Consider the following 17,812-nt stretch of genomic DNA (forward strand, 5'->3'; position numbering starts at 1 on the left):
CCCCAGGGCAACCAGAACCCATCGGGAGGAGGAAGGGATCCATGCTGCGGCGGTGGTTGGTGGCCCTGGTGGTGTTTTTGGGAGTGGGGCTGTCGGTCTTGCTTTCGGAACAGCCGACGGGATCCCTGCTGGGGCGGGTGGAGCTGCCGGCAGGGATGGCGCCGGGGAACGTCCAGGTGATTGCCGCCGGCCCGGTGAGCCGCAGCATCAGCCCGTCTGCGGAGGGCGAGTACCGCCTGGATCGATTGCCCGTTGGGGAATACCGGGTGACGGTGCGGGGATCCGGCCTAGAGACGGTCTCCAGCGAGAGACCCGTGCAGGTGCGGGAAGGGGCGATAGCTTCTGCTCCTCTCCTACGCCCGCAGCTTCTGCCCCCCAGCCTCTACCTCTACAGCCCCAGCTCGGTGTTCACGACCGCAGAGCCGGCACGGCTGCAGTGGCGGGCCAGTGGCCTGGGAGCGGTGCAGTTTGCCCTCTACCGCTTTTCCCTGGCTGATTTGGAAGGATCCCCTTTCTTGCGGGATCTGGCCGATGCTGGCTATGGATCCCTGGCTCCGGATTTGTATTCCATCCTGCGAGGAGAGCTGGTGCGCCGTTGGCAGCAGCTGCTGGGGGGAGAAGAGCTGACCCGCACCCTGGAGCTGGGGATCCTGCCGCCGGGGGCCTACTGGCTGGAGGCGGAAGGCCAACAGCCGCGGCAGGCGGCGGCACCGCTGCCTTGGTCGGGGGAGTGGCTTTTGGTGAGTGACCTGGGCCTCATCCAGAAACAGGATGCCAGCCAGTTGGTGGTGCAGGCGGTGCATTTGCGGGAATTGCGTCCTCTGCCGGGGATCCAGATCCAAGTTTTCGGGGAGTGGAGGGATCCCCTCATTGCCACCACCGACGAGGAGGGGCTGGCCCGGTTTAGCTTGCCGACAGGGGAGAGATCCTCGCTGGTGGTCTATGGCCACAGCGCCGACAACACGTTGCAGGCTTTGTCCCGCAGCTATGCCTATGGCTGGAACCAGCCCCACCGCATCTACGCCTACACGGATCGTCCCCTCTACCGCCCCGGCCAGACGGTCTATTTTCGCGCCCTGGTGCGGGAGCACGACCGCCTCACCTCGGCAGGCCAGCCGGTGCAAGTAACCCTCACCGCCCCCGACGGCGATGTGCTGGGCGAGCAAACCCTGGCCACCAACGCTTTCGGCAGCGTCCACGGGCAGTTTCAATTGCCGGAGGAAACCCCCCTGGGCAGCTACGGCCTGGAGTGGCGGGTGGCCGGGCCGCAGGGATCCAGCCGCGAGTACACCGCCTTTGAGGTGGGAGCCTACCGCAAACCGGAGTTTGAGGTGAGGGTGGTGCCCGACCGGCCTTGGCTGGTGCGGGGGGGATCCCTGAAGGTTCAGGTGGAGGCCGAGTATCTTTTCGGGGCGCCGGTGGCCACCGCCCAGCTTCGCTATCGGGTTTACAGCAGCCCCGACTGGAGCCTGCGCTACGGGCTGTTGCCCCGTTCGGGGGCAGAAGACTATTTTGCCGGCGACCTGGGAGAGGAGCAGGGCTACTACGGCGGCTACGGGAGGCTGGTGGCGGAAGGAGCAGGGGTGACGGATGCCCAGGGGCGGGCGGAGTTTCGCCTGGAGCGCCTGTTGCAGGATCTGGACTGGGAGGAAGACAGCTACTGGGGCCCGCAGGAGGTGCAGCAGTTGCGCATCGAGGTGGAGGTGAGCGATATCAGCCGCCGCAGCGTGACCGGAACGGCACGGGCCTGGGTGACGGCCGGCCAATTTGCCCTCTTTGCCGAGGCCGATCGCCACCTGCCCGCTCCAGGGGATGTCATCACCTACCGGCTGCAAGCCCGCGACTACGACGGCCAACCGGTCAGCACCGCCGGGGAGCTGAGCCTGGAGCGCTGGCGCTGGGATCCCCAGAGCAGCGCCTACCGACGGCAAGCCACTCTGCTGCGGCAATCTTTTCAGGTTGTCAACGGCGAGGGCAGCCTGGTTCTGCGCCTGCCCGCCGACCTGGAGCCGGGAGACTACCGGGTGCGGCTGACGGCCCAGGATCCTCGTCGCTACCGCGTGCAGGAGGTAGACCATCTCTGGGTGGTGGAGCCGGGCAACCCCCTGCCAAGTTGGGGATCCCTGCCCAGCCTGGAGGTGGTGGCGGATCGCCAGATCTACGAAGTGGGGGAAGAGGCCCAGCTCCTGATCGTCTCGCCGCTGCCGGATCTGCCGGTGCTGGTGGGTCTGGAGGGATCCCGGCTGCACCAGGTACAGGTGCTGCGCCTGCAGGGGCATACGGCCACCCTGCGCCTGCCCATCCGGGAGGAGTATCGCCCCAACCTCTACGTCACCGCCACCGTCCTCGGCCCGGAGCGGCGGCTGTACCAGAACGAGGCTCTGCTGCGGGTCTCGCCGTTGGATCGCTTTTTGCAGGTGGAGCTGCAGACGGATAAGCCCACTTATCAACCAGGGGAGACGGCCCAAATTCAAATCCGCACCCGCAACGCCCAAGGGCAGCCGGTCAGCGCCGAGGTGGGGTTGGGGATCGTGGACAACGCCCTCTACCTGCTGCGGCCCGACTTCACCCCCGATATCCGCCGCTTCTTCTACGGGCGCCAGGACAACCAAGTTACCACCACCACCTCTTTCCCTCAGCAATACCCCGGTGGTGCCGACAAGCTGGCCGGCCAGGTGCGGGAAGACTTTCGCGATACCGCCGCCTGGTTCCCGGATTTGGTGACCGATGCCGATGGCTTAGCCCAGGTCCAGGTGCGCTGGCCGGACAACCTGACTACCTGGCGCTTGACCGCCCGCGCCGCCACCGCCGACACCCAGGTGGGCTCCGCCCTAGCCACCGTCGCTGTCAGCAAAGACCTCTTGGTGCGCCTGGCCACCCCCCGCTTTTTCCGGGTGGGGGATCGGCTCACCTTAGCGGCCATCGTGCAAAACCGCACCGGTCAAGCCCAAGCAGTGGAAGTGGGGCTGGAAGTGCCCGGAAACCTAGAAGTGCAGGGCTCCCAACGGCAACGCCTGACCGTGCCCGCCCAAGGGGCGGAGCGGGTGGAATGGCCGCTGCAGGTGCTGGGGGCCGGCGATACCCCTGTGCGGGTTTGGGCGCAAGGGGAGGGGCTGCAGGATGCGCTGCAACTGCGGATCCCCAGCCAGCCCTTGGGAGCAGTACACCGCTTCTTCCAAACGGGGCGGCTGCAGGCGAACAGCCTTGAGCTGCCTTTGGATTGGCCGGCCACTTGGGTGCCGGGATCCCGACACCTGCATCTGGAACTGGCCGCCAGCCCGGCAGCGGAGCTTTTGGGGCCGTTGGACTATCTCGTCCAGTTCCCCTATGGCTGCACCGAGCAGACCTTGAGCCGCTTTTTGCCCGCCTTGGCGGTGGCCCAGGCCAGCAAGCAGTTGGGCTTGAACCTGCGCTCGCCCACCCTGGAGCGGCTGCCGCGGGTGGTTCGAGCCGGCCTGCAGCGGCTGGAGGACTCCCAGAACTACGACGGCAGCTGGGGCTGGTGGGCCTACGACACCAGCAACCCCTACCTGACCGCCTACATCCTGCAGGGCTATCATCTCGCCCAGGCCGCTGGCTATGCCCTCAAGGAGTGGCGGGTGCAGCGGGCTTTGGAGTACCTGGCTGGGCAGCAGTTCCAACCCCTCTCCCCCGATCTGCGGGCCTTTGTGGCCTACAGCCTGGCCCTCTGGGATCCGGCGCTGGTGACTGCCGAGCTGCCGCCGCCGCCGCAGCTTTCCACCTTTGGCCTGGCCTACCGCGGGCTGGCCGCCCTGCAACAGGGCCAGCGGGATCCCGCCCAAGCGGCTCTGGATGAGGTTCTAGAGCGGCGGCAAAGGGATCCCCAGGGGCGCTGGTTTCTTCCTGCCGCCTCCGCCCCGCCAACCGGCGAGCGCTCCACCTACGACGACCTGGAGGTGGCCGGGCCCCTCTTGCAACTGGCCGTGCGCCTGCAGGATGGCCGCGCTGGCGAGATCGCCACCGCCCTTCTCCAGCAGCGGCAGGACAACCGCTGGCGCACCACCAAAGCCACCGCCGACGCCCTCCTGGGCCTGGTGGCCTACTACCAAGCCCAGCAACAGCAACAGCCTGGCCCCGGCCAGGTGCGGGTGTTGGAGGAGGTGAGCGGAGCTGAACTGGTGCGTTGGCAGGCCGGCGGTGCGGATCCCCGCCAAGTGCTGGACTGGGACGACGCCGAAGTGAGCACCCTGCGCCGCCTGCGTTTGGAAAAATCCGGCCCCGGCCCCCTCTACTACAGCTTGAGGGGAGAAGCTTTTGTTCCCAACCCTCTGCCCTCTCAAAGCCAAGGCTTTGCCGTCGGCCGCAGCTACTTCCGCCTACAGCCCCAACCCCAAGCCAATGGAGAGATCCGCTACCGAGAACAGCTCCTGCGCCCCGGCGAGGCGGTGCGCGCCGGCGAGGTGCTCCTGGCCCGGCTGACGGTGGAAGCTGAGCGCGATAGCCACTATGTGGTGATCGAGGATCCCTTGCCCAGCGGCGCCGAGATCACCTCCCAGGATCCGCGGCTGCTCACCGGCTCGGCCCCCGACTACTGGTGGGACTGGTTTTGGACCCATCAAGAAAACCGCGACGACCGCGTGGCCTTCTTCAGCACCGAGCTCAGGCAGGGCCGCCACGAGTTCGTCTACCTCTTCCGTCCAGAGATCCCCGGCCAGTTCCAGGTGGCCCCTGCCCTGGCGGAAGAAATGTACGATCCCAGCCGCTATGGCCGCAGCGCCAGCCACTCCCTCAGCGTTCTTCCCTAAAGATGCCTGTTACAGCCACCTGACCGAAAACAGCGTCAGTGTTGCGCGAGGGCTGAGGCGATGAGGCATTGAGCACGGCTGGGGCGGCCCCAAAGCACCTGCTCCTGTTTGTAGACAACCATGCCGGGCGGGGATCCCTTCGGTTTGAACACCCATTTCGGGCGGGTATACACCACAGGCACCTGTTCGCTGAGGCGACCGCGGCTGAAATGAGCCGCCAAATCGGCAGCCGCCTGCAGATCCTCGCTTTCGGCCACGGCGCCGGGGGGCAAGCGCAGCAGCACATGGCTGCCGGGGATCTCCTGGGCGTGAAACCACCAATCGTGTTCCTGGGCCACGCGAAAGGTCAGTTGGTCATTTTGCAGGTTGTTGCGCCCCACCCAGATGGGGAAGCCACTGGGGCTGGTAAAGCGATGGGGGTTGAAGGGTTGTGGTGGGGAATGCTTTGATCCCATCCGTGAGGATTCTGTCCCGCTGTGGCGAGCAGGACTCTCCAAGTAGCGCTGTTGGATCAGCTCGGTCTCAATTTCCTTGAGGGCGGCCAAGTCTTGGGGATCCCGATAGGTTTCCAGATGCTGCAGAGACGCTTCCACCTGCTCCAGGTATCTGATCTCCTGCTCTACCGCCTCTTGCAAAGGCCGCACAGCTTCCTGAGCCCGTTTTTGTTTGCGGTGCTTGCGGTAGTAGGCTTGGGCATTGAGAATGGCATTTTTCTCCGGGTCGAGCGCGATCTTGATCGTCTGGCCGCTGGCAAAATCTGGCAGCTCGATGTGGTGCAGCCCTGGCCGCCAGAGGTGGAGGTGGGCCATCAACAAGTCGGCAGCTCGTTTCGAGGCTTCCGCTTGGGTGGATTCGGCCAGCATCGTCTCAAATTGCTCTCGCCGCTGATAGAGCTTTTTCAGCAGGGTGGACACCTTTTGCAGCAGGCGGTGGCGCTCTCGCTCAAACTGTTCGCGGTTGAGCTGAGCTTGGTAGTAGTCTTCCAGAAGTTGGTGCAAGGACTCCGTCGGGGGGCTGACGGGACGGCTTGCCCAACCGAGGACGGTGTATCCCTGGGGAGTGGGCGCCGGCTCAAACCGGCCTGTTTCCAGACGGGTGAGCCAGTCCTGCCACCTGGCAAACAGCGCCTGCCAATCATGGACAGACAGGTGATCGCTGGGGGTCTGCGGCGGGATCCCAGCCTGATGACACATCGCTTCCACCAAATGCCGACTGAGACCGCGATAACAGTGCAACAGCCGTTGGCCGATGGGGCCGGGGATCAAGGCGATGCGTTCTTGCCAAGAGGAGAAAGGCTCGGATCGCTGTGGGATCGGCGCAGTCAGGGCTGGAGGGGACTCGTAGGGAAGGCCTGGCTGCACCGGACGCACCCGCGATTGCCGCTCGCTCACCCCATGGCCGCTGGCCAAAATCAGGCCTGCCTCGTCCACCAAAATGGCGTTGCTGTGCTTGCCCATCACCTCTAGGTAGAGATGGCGCTGCGGGGGATCCCCGGGCCGAGGGGCAAAGCGACAGTCGATCACCCGTTCCCACTCGTCTGTGAGAGCCAGCTCCGTCAGCGCCAAACCCCTCAGTTGCCGTTGGAGAAACTGGCTAAATTGAAAGCCGTCCGGCTCTTTGGCAGGAGGCTGACAGAGGTGGAGACGCGCCGCTTGGGGATGCCAGCACAACAGCAGGCAGGGGCGGGCAGTGAGCGTGCGCAAACCGATGACCACCGTCCACAGATCGGTCTGTTGGACCCATTCCACGCGGGCGGGCAACCAAGAATCCCGCCCTACCGCTGCCCCCGTCAGATCCGCCAGCACCGCACGCAGGGTGGTCAGATCAACCGGCTGCATCCCTGTTGCTCCTGGTCGCTACCCAACCCTTGAGGGTTCACTCACGGCCTAATCTTCGTCCTCCTCTTCTTCGTCATCCTCGCCTTCCCATTCCTCGTCCAGATCCAGCAGCAGAGCATAGAGCTGATCGAAAAGCTCTGGAGGCTCATCCGGGGTGAGCAGATAGGGATCCCCTTCCTCGGGCAAAGCAGCATAGATCAAAACGGGATCCAGGGGAGCAAAGATGCCGTATTTCTTCTCTTGGTAGAAAAACGTAGCCAGCAGTTGAAACTCCTGGGCATCTTCTTCGCTCTCGCCCAGCTCGAACACATCTTCCTCTTCGACGGGGGGCAGCTCTCCCTGAACCGTAAGGATGTCAAAGCCATTCTGCTGCAAGGTCAGGTTCAACTCCCCCAAGACCGCCTGGATGGTGGGGATGGCAGCCTGTAGCTCTTCCGGATCCGGCTCGTCCAGGATCCCTTCCATGTCGGCGTCTCCGTTCACCGCCTGGTTGGGTTCCCCTTCCCAAACCAGCACTTTGATCACGGCATCGACAGGAGTGACCAGCGCATAGGTCTGCCCATCGATGACCACCTGCCGCAGAATCTCGCACTTGAGAGGCTGGTTCTGCTCGTCGCGGAGCATCAAGGTTTCATGCGATTCAGTCATTGAAAACAGCCCAGGTTAGGAAAGATGGGGGTGTACAGAAGCCCATTCTCCCATGTTCTGCCCCCTCGCAAAGTTCAGGGATCCCCTGCCAACTCGCCATCAGCACTTTGTGCTTCGGCTGCTCGTTCTGCCTGGGTTAGGGCTTCCAGGGCCAACAAAATCTCTTCTTCTCGGCGGGCGTAGGTGTCTTCGTCAATTTCTCCCAAATCTAGCTGGATTTGCAAGGCTGTAAGCTCTTTTTGCAGGTTTTCTTTGTTATCCAGTTGTGCTTCGGCGCGTTCTTGAATTTGCTCCGCTAGCCAAAGCAAGCTTTGGGCCGGCCACGTCAACAACTGCCAAACCATCTCACATCTCCCAAAGCTAATAAACAACCCCTGCGATCCTATCAACTCGGCTCCTCAGATGCCGTCGCCCCAGCTTAGCGCAGAGAGGAGACTAATTGTCCCGGCAGTGCTGCTCGATCCAATCCATCAACTCCCTATCGGAATGGGTGCACAGCCGCTCCCCTGTAATCAGGTCTTGGACAGACCACCAGACCCTGCCGCTACCATCTACCCATTGACGCACGCGCAGCTCATCGCAAGCCGTCAAAACCGCTTTTAGGCTCTGCCAAAGGCGGCGCCATCCTCCAAACAGCGCTGGAGAGGAAGGATCCCTGCTGCCGTACTCGGCTGCCAGTTGCCGCTCCTCTTGCTCTAACAATTCCACCAAGCGGGTGTTGTTGGCCGCTCTGGCTGCTGCCAAACGATGGGCCAGGGAAGCTGCCATGTTGTGGCGATGGCGGGCAAGGAGACTCACCCCACCCCTTTCAGCGGCTGCATTCATGAGGCTGCTCTCCAGCATCAGGAGCTCTACACGATCAATCCTACCGAAAAATCTGTAGTTAAAGATACGGAAAATACCCAAACCATCGATAACGTGTTTTGGAAAGTGGGATTACGGTCATTCCGATCTAGACCCACCTCGGTGAAGCTGAACATTAGTCGGGCCTGCTAGGGATGGATGGTTCCGTCGGGGAGGATGGCCCCGCTCAAGTCGACAAATCGATCCCAGCCGGGACTTAGTTTTGCGCCCTTTAGGTTTGCTCCTTTGAGAGAAACGTTCAGCAAGTCTGCCTCCTGCAGGTCTGCCCCGCCCAGGTCGGCTCCTTCCAGGTTTGCCCCCCTCAGGTCTGCTGCCCTTAAGTCGGCCCCGCTGAGGTTTTTCACATCAGCCTGGCCGTTAACAATCTCCCAGACCAGCCGCCACTTGGGATCCATCTGCGTTTCGGCAGAGACTAGGGATCCCTCTAGGCTGACCCGGCTCAAGTCGGCCCCGCTCAAGTTGGCTCCGCTGAGATCAGCCTGGCTCAGGTCAGCCCCGCTCAAGTTGGCTCCGTTGAGGTTGGCTGCTCTCAAGTTAGCCTGCTTCAAATTGGCCCGGCTCAGGTTGGCTCCGCTGAGGTTGGCCCCACTGAGGTCTAATCCTCTCAGATAGGTCTGGGCCAAGCTGGCCTCGCTTAGATCGACCCCTCGCAGATATGTTCCGTTTAGGTTAGCTCCGCTCAGGTTGGATCCTCTCAGACATGCCTGACGTATCCGGCTCAGGTTAACCCCCCTCAAGTTGGCTTGCCTGAGGTTGACCCCCTCCAGGTTAGCTTCACTCAGATCGGCTTCGGTTAAGTTGGCGTTGTCCAGGTTCGCTCCCCTTAAGTAGGCTCGGCTTAGGTTTGCGGAGCGCAAATCGGCCCCCTCTAAGTCGGCCTCGCCTAGGTATGCTGCACTCAGGTTTGCGCGGCTTAGCTTGGCCCTGCTCAGGCGTGCTGCTTTCAAGTTTGCCCGGCTTAGGTTGGCCCCCTCTAGGTATACCTCGCTCAGGTTAGCCCAGCTCAGATCAGCCCGGCTCAGGTCAGCCTGGTACAGACGGGCTGCTCCCCCCCCCTCTCCTTTCCCTAGGTCGGCTCCCCTCAAGTCTGCCCCACTTAAGTCAAGCCTATCTAGACTGGCTCCCCTCAGGTCAGCCCAGCGGAAGTCTCGCTCTCCGGCTCTGTATCTGGCTTGGATATCTTCGACTTTACGGAGAGGAAGCGGATGCGCTTTTGCTACCTGCACAAGCTCCGGATCCGCTGACTCCAGCAGTGTTTTCCAGGCTGCAAATTGAACTTTCCAAGCCAAACCTTTTTGCATGACGGTTTGGATAACAAGTTGAGCCCCTTTTTCGCCATATTGGAGCGCTTCCTCAATCGCTCGGATTCGCACTTCCAGATCGGGACTGGCTAGGTCTTGCTCAATAGCCACCAAGCCTCCCATGACTGGATCGGAGCCGGCCAGTTGCTGCCCACCCAGAACAGGATCAAAGGTTTCCGCCATCCCTACACCTCAAGTTAACCTTCCAACTACCTGCTGCTGCATAAGCCATAGGCCCGGTCAGTTTTGGCAATTACTTCAGCTCGGTAAGCTTCCAGCCCCCAAATCGACCACCAAAATCAGGGATCCCGTAGCCCAAAGCAGCCGCTGTCTGTTGGATCCCTGGGGAGCTAATGGTTTTGGTAGGGCTGCTACATCCCGCCAGAAGACCAGGACTGAGAACTTAGGAGGGGAAAAACGAAGAAGGGCTGTCGACTTCGATGGGGCCCAGCCCTCTTTTTTGCACCAGCGTTCGCAGCTCCTGCACAAGCTGTTGGTCTTGGGAGGCTGTGCGCGCCCCGGACTCGGCAGCCCATGCCTTTAAGTCCTGAATCTGGTCGCGGGCGATGGCGGCCAGAGGAACGGTTTGGCGAATGGCGCTGAGGATGTCCTCCTGGGTAAACTCGCGGGGTGGATCCTGGTTGAAGGCCATGTGCATGGCATCGTAGATGGTCTGTTCAATTTCTGCCCCGCTGAAATCTTCGCTGGCCATGGCCAGCTCAGGGTAGGAGAAATCCCGCAAGCGGTTGGGCCGCAACCGCTGGATGTGGACTTGGAAGATCTCCTCCCGCTCCCGTTGGTTGGGCAAATTGACAAAGAAAATCTCATCAAACCGGCCTTTGCGCAGCAACTCAGCCGGCAAGATGCGGACATTATTGGCGGTGGCAACAATAAAAACGGGTTTGGTTTTTTCCTGCATCCAGGTAATTAGGCTGCCGAAGACCCGCTTGCTGGTGCCCGAATCTCCTGAAAACTCGCTGTTGACGCCGCCAAAGGCCTTATCCAACTCATCAATCCACAAAACACAGGGGGCCATAGCTTCGGCAATTTGGATCATCTGGCGCACGCGGCTTTCACTTTCGCCGACGATCCCGCCGAAGAGTCGCCCCACATCCAGCCGGAGCAAGGGCATGCGCCACTCGCGGGCTATGGTTTTGGCACAGAGGGACTTGCCGGTACCCTGGATCCCGGCCAGCAAAATGCCCTTGGGGCTGGGCAAGCCATAGTCGCGGGCCTGGGCACTAAAGCTGTTGCGGCGCTGGCGAATCCAGGCTTTGAGGTTTTCCAGGCCGCCGACATTTTGCAGGGTCTCGGAGGGGTTGTAAAACTCCAGGATTTCCGTCTGGCGGATGTATTGCTTTTTCTCTTCCAGAACCAGGTCAATATCGCCCTCGCTGACCTTGCCTTTGGCGGCTAGGGCGCGGGCCAGGATCCGCTCAATGCGCTGCCGGGTCAGCCCTTGACAGGCTCGAACCAGTTGTTCCCGCGCTGGGCCGCTTAGCTCCAGTTGACGGGCAGGGATCGCGCGGGTAACGATCCGCTCAATTTCGTCGATGCTGGGCAGGGGAAAATCATAGACTACAATTTCCTCGCGCAGCTCGGCAGGGACAACGGCTTCTTGGCCTAGGAGGATGATGGACTTGCGGCTGTGGCGGCTCTCTCTGGCCAGGGTTTTTAGGTAGCGGATAACGGGATAGTTATCTGAGCGTTCTGGATTTCTCAGGGTAGGGTTTAGATCCTTGAGAACACAAATAACCGCCTCGTCCTCTTTGATAGCGCCGATGCGGCCCAGAGCAGGCATCAATTGACCTTTGTTTTGGCCGTTGTCTGACCAGCCAGAGACGATATCCCAGATTAGGAGTTTGCGCTTGGGTTTGAGAGAATCGGCCAGAACTTGTAGCAGCTCCTCTGCTGGGGCTTCTTCGGGAGTAACCAGGTAGATCAAAGGGTAGCGAGCGCGAACCACCAAGTCCAGCAGCGTGAGAATGTCTTGGTGATTGCTGGCAAAGGCGAGATCTAAGGAACTCATGGATCTAGCTGCTAGCTGTAGGTAGTCTAGCAAAGGGATCCGGCTAGGGATGGATGGTTCCGTCGGGGAGGATGGCCCTGCTCAAGTCGACAAATCGATTCCAGCCGGGACTTAGTTTTGCGCCCTTTAGGTTTGCTCCTCTCAGATCCGTGCCGTCCAGGTTTGCTTCCCTTAGCTCGGCCCCACTCAGGTTGGCTTGCCACAGGTCGGCCCCACTCAGGTTGGCTTGCCACAGCTTGGCCTCGCTCAGGTTGGCCCCGCTCAGGTTGGTCCCGCTCAGGTTGGCCCCGCTCAGGTCGGCCCCGCTCAGGTCGGCTCCACTCAGGTCGGCCCCGCTCAGGTTCTTGGCATTCGCCTGACCGTTGACAATTTCCCAGACCAGCCGCCACTTGGGATCCATCTGCGTCTCGGCAGAGACCAGAGTCCCCTTCAACGTGGCCCGGTGCAAGTCGGATCCCTGAAGATTCACTCCCCTCAGGTTCGCCCCGCTCAGGTCGGCCCAGTTCAGGTTGGCCCTGCTCAGGTCAGCCCTGCTCAGGTTGGCTTGCCACAGCTTGGCCCCGCTCAGGTCGGCCCCGCTCAGCTTGGCTTGGTTCAGGTTGGCCCCGCTCAGCTTGGCCGAGATCAAGTTAGCCCTGCTCAGGTCCGCCCCGCTCAGGTTGGCCCCGCTCAGCTTGGCCAAGATCAAGTTAGCCCTGCTCAGGTCCGCCCCGCTCAGGTTGGCCCCGCTCAGGTCAGCCTCGCTCAGGTTGGCCCCGCTCAGGTTGGTCCCGCTCAGGTTGGCCCCGCTCAGGTCAGCCCTGCTTAGCTGGGCCCAGCGGAAATCTCGCTCTCCCGCTTCATACCTTGCTCGGACATCTCCAACCTGTCGGAGGGGAAGGCGATAGGACCTTGCCACCTGCACGTGCTGCGGATCCTCCGCTTCCAGCAGCGTCTCCCAAGCCGCAAACTGCACCTCCCAGTTGGGATCATTTCGCATGGCCTGGATAACAAGCTCGGCCCCTCTGGATCCGTACTTCAGAGCACCCTTGATTGCTTGGATTCTCACCTTGGGATCCGGACTGTCTAGGGCTTGCTCAACGGCTACCCAGCCTCCCATGACCGGATCGGAGCCGGCCAATTGCTGCCCACCCAGAACGGGATCAAAGTTTTCCGCCATCCCTAACCTCAAGTTAACCTCCCAACCACCTGCTGCTGCATAAGGGTCTTTTGAGTTTGCAAATCTACTACCGTTACCCGCAAAGTTCGCCCAGCATCGACGGCAAAGGTGACCTGCAAACGATCCACTCCTACCTGCCCTGGGGGCTTGAGAGGAATGGAAAGCTGCTTGTGGCTCCCAAGGGGACGAAAGCTAGAAGCTGCGCTGCTGTTGCGAATCTGCATCCGACCGTCGGGACCGTAAACAACCTCGGTTGCCCCTTCCTCGGCCATCTCACCAACCACCAGGTTGATGTGGCTTTGTCCATTGGCGTTAGCCTGCAAGGGAGGCAGTTCCACCGTGGCAGGATAGGCCGTGCCGCTCTTAAAGAGAGGGAAAAAGTCGGGCGCCTGCAAATAGGGATTCCAGAGCCGCAGGGCGTAGGTATGGCGGAGATGATCTTGAAGGCGGGCAAACTGGGTGAAGGCCAGAGCGCCGTGGGCCACTGCCTCAAACGGCTTGTGGTACTTAACCTTGTCGCGGCCAAAGAGGCTAATGACCTGATGCTGCACCCCTGGAATGAGGCTGGTGCCACCCACCAACACCACCTGGTGGATATCTCGTTTAGAGATCCCTTTGTTGTGGGCTTTCTCGATGACCTCATCGATGGCTTCTCTTAGCCGCGTCAGCAGGCCGCGCTCTTCCAACAGCTCCTGGAGTTGTTCGCGCTGAAGCATTAAAGTGTGGGTCTCAAAGGAGTCTTCATCCAGCCAGGCCTCGCTGGCCTGAGAATGGCTGGAGAGGCGGATCTTGAGCCGCTCGGCAACCTCGCACAAAACCTGGAAGCTGCTGGCCGGAACCTGCTGTCGCTTGCGGCCCAACTGCTCCAGCAGCCATTCGGCAATCCAGATATCGATATCGACGCCGCCACAGCCATAGGCCCGGTCAGTTTTGGCAATGACCTCAGCTCGGTAAGCAGTGCCCTGCTTTGGCTTCAAGATTTTGACCAAAGAGAGGTCGAGAGTTCCGCCCCCCAAATCGACCACCAAAATCAGGGATCCCGGTTCCTGCACCCCGTAACCCAAAGCAGCCGCGGTGGACTCGTCGAGGAACACAACCTGTTGGATCCCTAGGGAGCCAAACACCTCTTGCAGGTTGTGCAAATAGGCCTCGTAGGCTCCCACCGGCACGGTCAAGATCACCTTATCGGGCTGCCAGCCCTCCGCCTTGAGTTTGGCAAGAAGCTGCTGCAGAAAGATCCGCGTGGCCTCTTGGGCTGTGTAGGCCTGTCCATCCACATAGGTTGGGGCCGGCTGGAATTGTTGAGAGAGATCCCGCTTAAAGCCTTTGAATAGGCGCTTGGGATCCCGTTTGGCCTGGGCAGGTGCCCCAATCAAAAATTGCTGGTTTTGGCCGACAAAGAGAACCGAGGGAATTAGAGGCGGGCTGCCGTCGTAGCGGTGGGTGATCCCTGGTATGTCGATCACAATGGGCTTTCGATTTTGATAGGCACAGACCACCGTATTGGAAGTGCCAAAATCAATAGCCAACGTCGTCATGCTGCCAAGGAAGGTAGAGTGCGACTGACTTTGGCTCGAACTAAAACTTGATCCCTAAGTCGATAGCCCACAAAGCGAACGTAGACCGGCTCGCCCGCCTGGATATCCTCCTCATCTGCCTGGTGGCTTTCTGGGTCATAGGCCACCTGTTGCCACACCTGGCCAATGGTTTCCAACTGCCAGTCTTCCAACAAGTTGCCCAGACAGTTCAGCAAAGCCAAGACTTGCTGGGCAGGGTAATCCGGTCGCCTCTGCACAACCTGCTGCAGGGTGGGGTATTGCATCAAAAGAGGCTTGAGCTTTTCCACTAGTTCGGCGCGGATTTGATGGCGCAATTGCCCTTCCTGCTGTTCTAGCTGTTTGTGCAGCCGCTGCACTTCCTGAGCCGTTTCTGCAGGCTCCAATGCTAGCTCGATTCCGCTGAAATCTTGAATAAGGCTCGGCAAGGGCACTTGCAAAATGCTGGCCGCTCGATTGAGATCGGCTAACTTCAGCTTTTCGGCCTGGCCAGTTCTCAGGGCATTTAGGGCTCCTCGACTCAGTTTGGCCTTTTGTCGAAGCTCTCGCCAGGTTGAGATACCGGCAGCCTGCATGAGATTGCGCAGCAGGGTATCATGACTTTTCATTTCACTCCAAAATGGAATCCTAGCCAGAGTCCTTTGGATCCCTTTGGTTAAACCAGACAAGGGATCCAGAAAGGGGTTTGGGGCATTCATAAACGCTCTACCTGACGCTGGACATCTCCTTCTATGACTGGGGCCTGGTCATATTCAGGCAACAGCTCCCTTTTTTGAACTGTGCCCAATGCCCTTTCTATTTCCTCAGTTAGGTCAAGGCAGCCCTTGCCTTTGACATTAAGCACGCGCTCAATCACGTTGCCATCTTTGTCGATGATGTATTCAACCTGTTGATATTCCGCCACGATTCCTCCTCAGGCCCAACGCCCCAATACAATTCTGACTTGCCCTTTTTCGTCCACAGATTCCGACTCTACGGTAAACCCCTTCTCCGCTGCCGTTGCAAGGACGGCGTGATAAGCATACCTGCGCTGAATTTTGGGGATAAAGTCGGGAAAGACCTGGCGGTCATATTCAGAGATTATTGCCTCGTAGTGATCGCCCTTCCACTTAAAGCCAATATCGTTGCTAGCAGCACTTAAGTGCTTTCTTCGGATAACAATGTCTGCCGTCTGAGGTCGCCTATCGCCTCGGTAGCCATATAGAGGAAGGTCGGATCCCTCTTCTATGTGAGAGTAGCCAACATCGTTTAGAGCCTTTATCAAAGCCTCTCGGTTCTTAAACTGAGTTTGGATGTACGTGAAGTGCGACATTCTCTCCTCCTAAAGTTAGAGTCTTTCTTGCTTCACCTCACCTGGCTATGGGTGCCCTCTGTTTTTTGACCGAGGAGCACTTGGGCCATCTCTATCTTCGCACTATCCCCTACCAAAGCCCTTAGCTCAGCAAAGGCTGCTTCAAAGTCTCCTTACTTTTTAAAGCAGGCTTCATCCAAAAATCTCCAGAATCCCGCCATAGCAAGGCCACGCCTCTATCCTAAAGCAGCTCTCTTGGATCAAAAAGTGTTTGCTAGGATACAAACCTGCGTGGCCCTAGCCAAAGAACAGAAGCGTTCACTTCTCCTTGTTCTTCTCGGCTGGGAGACGCCGATTGGGATCCGACGTAGCAGGAGGAGGCAGTTGAGGGGTACTGGGGTAACCAAACCAGATGCTCGCCAAACCTTTGAACCAAAGGGAGAGCCAGATCCACTGCCACTGAAAATCAAGTTTTGCGCCTTCCAGGATGGCATTGTCTAGGTTGGATCCCTCCAAGTTGGCGTAGCTCAAATTGGCCTTCCTCAGATTGGCTTGGCTGAGGTTGGATCCTCCTAGATCCGCTCCAATGAGGCTGGCTCCACTTAGGTTTGCCCCGACCAGTTGCACCCCGTTGAGCTTGGCCCAATTCAAGTTAGCGCCGCTCAGGTCAACCCCACTCAAGTTTCTCTTGGAGGCTTGACCGTTGACGATCTCCCACACCAGACGCCACTTGGCCTCGATCTGGGTTGCAGGAGAAAGGATCACCCGCTGCAGACTGGCCAGCTCCAGATCTGCCCCCCTCAGGTCGGCACCGCTGAGGTTGGCTCCGGCCAGATAGGCCCTACTCAGCTTGGCTCCACCGAGATCGGCGTGGGTTAGGTTGGCCTCGCCCAGCTTGGCCCTCTTTAGATTGGCTCCACCTAGGCTGGCCTCGCTTAGATCTGCCCCAATCAAATAAGCCTGGCTTAGGTTAGCTCCACTGAGCCTTACCCCGCTGAGGTCTGCCCGGCTGAGGTTGGCCTTTCTCAAGTCCGCCCCTCTCAAGTCTGTTTGGCTCAGCTCCTGCGTATGGGCGCCAGCATGGAAAATCATGAACCACCAGCTACTCTCCGGACTGGCCTCTACAGAAATCACCGTCCATCTCAAGCTAGGCAAGTTCAGGTCCGTCTTGCCCAGTTTGGCTTCGCTGAGGTCGGCCCCGATGAGGCTGGCCCCCCTTAGATCCGCGCCGTTGAGTTTAGCCCGTCTCAGCTTGGCTCCGACGAGGTTGGCTTGCGTCAACTTGGCCCCCACAAGTTTGGCCTGGGCTAGTTCGGCCTTGATCAAGCTGCTTCCACTGAGGTTGGCACCGCTTAGGTCTGCCCCGCTGAGATCCGCTTGGTTTAAGTTGGCCCCCCTCAGATCCGCCTGGCTTAGATTGGCTTTGCTCAACTCTGCCCACTGTAGGTCTACGCCGCAGAGGTTGGCCCCGCTCAGGTCGGCTCCCACCAAGCTCACGCCAGGGAGCCTGATCCCGCTCAGATTTGCCCAGCTCAAGTTTGCCCCGCTCAAGTCCGCCTGAGCTAGGTTTTTTCCCTGAGCGTGGCCGTTGACAATTTCCCAGACCAGCCGCCACTTGCGGTCAATTTGGGTTTCAGGGGAAAGGATAGCTCCCCGCAGGCTGGCCAGTTGCAGGCAAGCTGCGCCCAAATCGGCCCGACTGAGGTTGGCTCCCTCCAAGCTGGCCCACCGGAGGTCGGCTCCCTGGAGGTCGGCTTCCTGCAAGTTAGCACCGACAAGCCTTGCCCCCCTTAGGTCTGCTTGCGCCAAGTTGGCCCCCCTCAGGTCAGCCCAATCCAGGTCTGCCCCGCTCAAGTCTGCCTGAGCTAGGTTTTTCCCCTGAGCGTGGTCGTTGACAATTTCCCAGACCAGCCGCCACTTGCGGTCAATTTGAGTTTCGGGGGAAAGGATAGCTCCCCGCAGGCTGGCCAGTTGCAGGCAAGCTGCGCCCAAATCGGCCCGACTGAGGTTGGCTCCCTCCAAGCTGGCCCACCGGAGGTCGGCTCCCTGGAGGTCGGCTTCCTGCAAGTTAGCACCGACAAGCCTTGCCCCCCTTAGGTCTGCTTGCGCCAAGTTGGCCCCCCTCAGGTCAGCCCAATCCAGGTCTGCCCCGCTCAAGTCTGCCTGAGCTAGGTTTTTTCCCTGAGCGTGGCCGTTGACAATTTCCCAGACCAGCCGCCACTTGCGGTCAATTTGCGTTTCGGGGGAAATGACGACCCACTTCAGGTTGGCGTCTGCCAGATTGGCTCCTTGCAAGTTGGCGCCAATGAGATTGGCCCCCATCAGGTTAGCTCCCTTTAAGTTGGCTCCTCTCAGATCTG

Annotated in this window: 13 protein-coding genes; 1 reads left to right on the forward strand and 12 read right to left on the reverse strand. The window is 60.1% G+C overall.

Translation table 11 applies throughout. The features are described from left to right. Positions 1–41 precede the first annotated feature (41 nt). Positions 42–4,766 (forward strand): MG2 domain-containing protein, encoded by a 4,725-nt coding sequence (locus NW851_RS10645; protein ID WP_414338381.1) that lies wholly within the window; start codon positions 42–44, stop codon positions 4,764–4,766. A gap of 35 nt (positions 4,767–4,801) precedes the next feature. Here NW851_RS10645 and NW851_RS10650 read toward each other — a convergent pair whose 3' ends face one another. From NW851_RS10650 to NW851_RS10705, 12 genes are all read right to left on the reverse strand, one after another. Further along, positions 4,802–6,604: an NFACT family protein gene (locus tag NW851_RS10650; RefSeq protein WP_414338384.1), complete on the reverse strand. Its 1,803-nt coding sequence runs from the start codon at positions 6,602–6,604 to the stop codon at positions 4,802–4,804. Between the two features lie 48 nt (positions 6,605–6,652). Beyond that, the gene (locus tag NW851_RS10655) at positions 6,653–7,252 is read right to left on the reverse strand and encodes a DUF3727 domain-containing protein (RefSeq protein ID WP_414334123.1); all 600 of its coding nucleotides are present in this window, start codon (positions 7,250–7,252) and stop codon (positions 6,653–6,655) included. A 74-nt stretch (positions 7,253–7,326) separates the two neighbouring features. Further along, positions 7,327–7,596: a gas vesicle protein GvpG gene (locus NW851_RS10660; protein ID WP_414334125.1), complete on the reverse strand. Its 270-nt coding sequence runs from the start codon at positions 7,594–7,596 to the stop codon at positions 7,327–7,329. Positions 7,597–7,687: 91 nt separating this feature from the next. Then, positions 7,688–8,077 carry a hypothetical protein gene (locus tag NW851_RS10665; RefSeq protein ID WP_414334126.1) on the reverse strand — a complete coding sequence of 130 codons (390 nt, stop codon included), beginning with the start codon at positions 8,075–8,077 and terminating at the stop codon, positions 7,688–7,690. A 167-nt stretch (positions 8,078–8,244) separates the two neighbouring features. After that, positions 8,245–9,600, reverse strand: a complete 1,356-nt coding sequence (locus NW851_RS10670) for a pentapeptide repeat-containing protein (protein ID WP_414338388.1) — start codon at positions 9,598–9,600, stop codon at positions 8,245–8,247. Between the two features lie 220 nt (positions 9,601–9,820). Continuing rightward, positions 9,821–11,446: an AAA family ATPase gene (locus NW851_RS10675; protein WP_414338391.1), complete on the reverse strand. Its 1,626-nt coding sequence runs from the start codon at positions 11,444–11,446 to the stop codon at positions 9,821–9,823. Positions 11,447–11,489: 43 nt separating this feature from the next. After that, positions 11,490–12,605, reverse strand: coding sequence for a pentapeptide repeat-containing protein (locus tag NW851_RS10680; protein WP_414338395.1), 1,116 nt, complete (start codon positions 12,603–12,605; stop codon positions 11,490–11,492). A gap of 8 nt (positions 12,606–12,613) precedes the next feature. Continuing rightward, positions 12,614–14,143, reverse strand: coding sequence for an Hsp70 family protein (locus tag NW851_RS10685; protein ID WP_414334675.1), 1,530 nt, complete (start codon positions 14,141–14,143; stop codon positions 12,614–12,616). Then, on the reverse strand, positions 14,140–14,769 hold the full coding sequence (locus NW851_RS10690; protein ID WP_414338399.1) for a helix-turn-helix domain-containing protein: 630 nt from the start codon (positions 14,767–14,769) through the stop codon (positions 14,140–14,142). Before NW851_RS10690 ends, NW851_RS10685 begins: the two co-directional genes overlap by 4 nt. An 86-nt stretch (positions 14,770–14,855) precedes the next feature. Further along, on the reverse strand, positions 14,856–15,065 hold the full coding sequence (locus tag NW851_RS10695; protein ID WP_414338402.1) for a DUF2997 domain-containing protein: 210 nt from the start codon (positions 15,063–15,065) through the stop codon (positions 14,856–14,858). Positions 15,066–15,074: 9 nt separating this feature from the next. Further along, positions 15,075–15,473: a DUF1257 domain-containing protein gene (locus NW851_RS10700; RefSeq protein ID WP_414338405.1), complete on the reverse strand. Its 399-nt coding sequence runs from the start codon at positions 15,471–15,473 to the stop codon at positions 15,075–15,077. Positions 15,474–15,770: 297 nt separating this feature from the next. Continuing rightward, on the reverse strand, positions 15,771–17,774 hold the full coding sequence (locus NW851_RS10705; protein ID WP_414338427.1) for a pentapeptide repeat-containing protein: 2,004 nt from the start codon (positions 17,772–17,774) through the stop codon (positions 15,771–15,773). Between the last annotated feature and the right edge of the window lie 38 nt (positions 17,775–17,812).

The sequence above is a fragment of the Synechococcus sp. H55.7 genome (genome assembly GCF_047462395.1).
Classification (GTDB): domain Bacteria; phylum Cyanobacteriota; class Cyanobacteriia; order Thermostichales; family Thermostichaceae; genus Thermostichus.

Coding starts and splice junctions, on each gene's coding strand:
- NW851_RS10645 (WP_414338381.1), top strand. CDS start 42: ATGCTGCGGCGGTGGTTGGTGGCCCTGGTGGTGTTTTTGGGAGTGGGG.
- NW851_RS10650 (WP_414338384.1), bottom strand. CDS start 6,604: ATGCAGCCGGTTGATCTGACCACCCTGCGTGCGGTGCTGGCGGATCTG.
- NW851_RS10655 (WP_414334123.1), bottom strand. CDS start 7,252: ATGACTGAATCGCATGAAACCTTGATGCTCCGCGACGAGCAGAACCAG.
- NW851_RS10660 (WP_414334125.1), bottom strand. CDS start 7,596: ATGGTTTGGCAGTTGTTGACGTGGCCGGCCCAAAGCTTGCTTTGGCTA.
- NW851_RS10665 (WP_414334126.1), bottom strand. CDS start 8,077: ATGAATGCAGCCGCTGAAAGGGGTGGGGTGAGTCTCCTTGCCCGCCAT.
- NW851_RS10670 (WP_414338388.1), bottom strand. CDS start 9,600: ATGGCGGAAACCTTTGATCCTGTTCTGGGTGGGCAGCAACTGGCCGGC.
- NW851_RS10675 (WP_414338391.1), bottom strand. CDS start 11,446: ATGAGTTCCTTAGATCTCGCCTTTGCCAGCAATCACCAAGACATTCTC.
- NW851_RS10680 (WP_414338395.1), bottom strand. CDS start 12,605: ATGGCGGAAAACTTTGATCCCGTTCTGGGTGGGCAGCAATTGGCCGGC.
- NW851_RS10685 (WP_414334675.1), bottom strand. CDS start 14,143: ATGACGACGTTGGCTATTGATTTTGGCACTTCCAATACGGTGGTCTGT.
- NW851_RS10690 (WP_414338399.1), bottom strand. CDS start 14,769: ATGAAAAGTCATGATACCCTGCTGCGCAATCTCATGCAGGCTGCCGGT.
- NW851_RS10700 (WP_414338405.1), bottom strand. CDS start 15,473: ATGTCGCACTTCACGTACATCCAAACTCAGTTTAAGAACCGAGAGGCT.
- NW851_RS10705 (WP_414338427.1), bottom strand. CDS start 17,774: ATGGGGGCCAATCTCATTGGCGCCAACTTGCAAGGAGCCAATCTGGCA.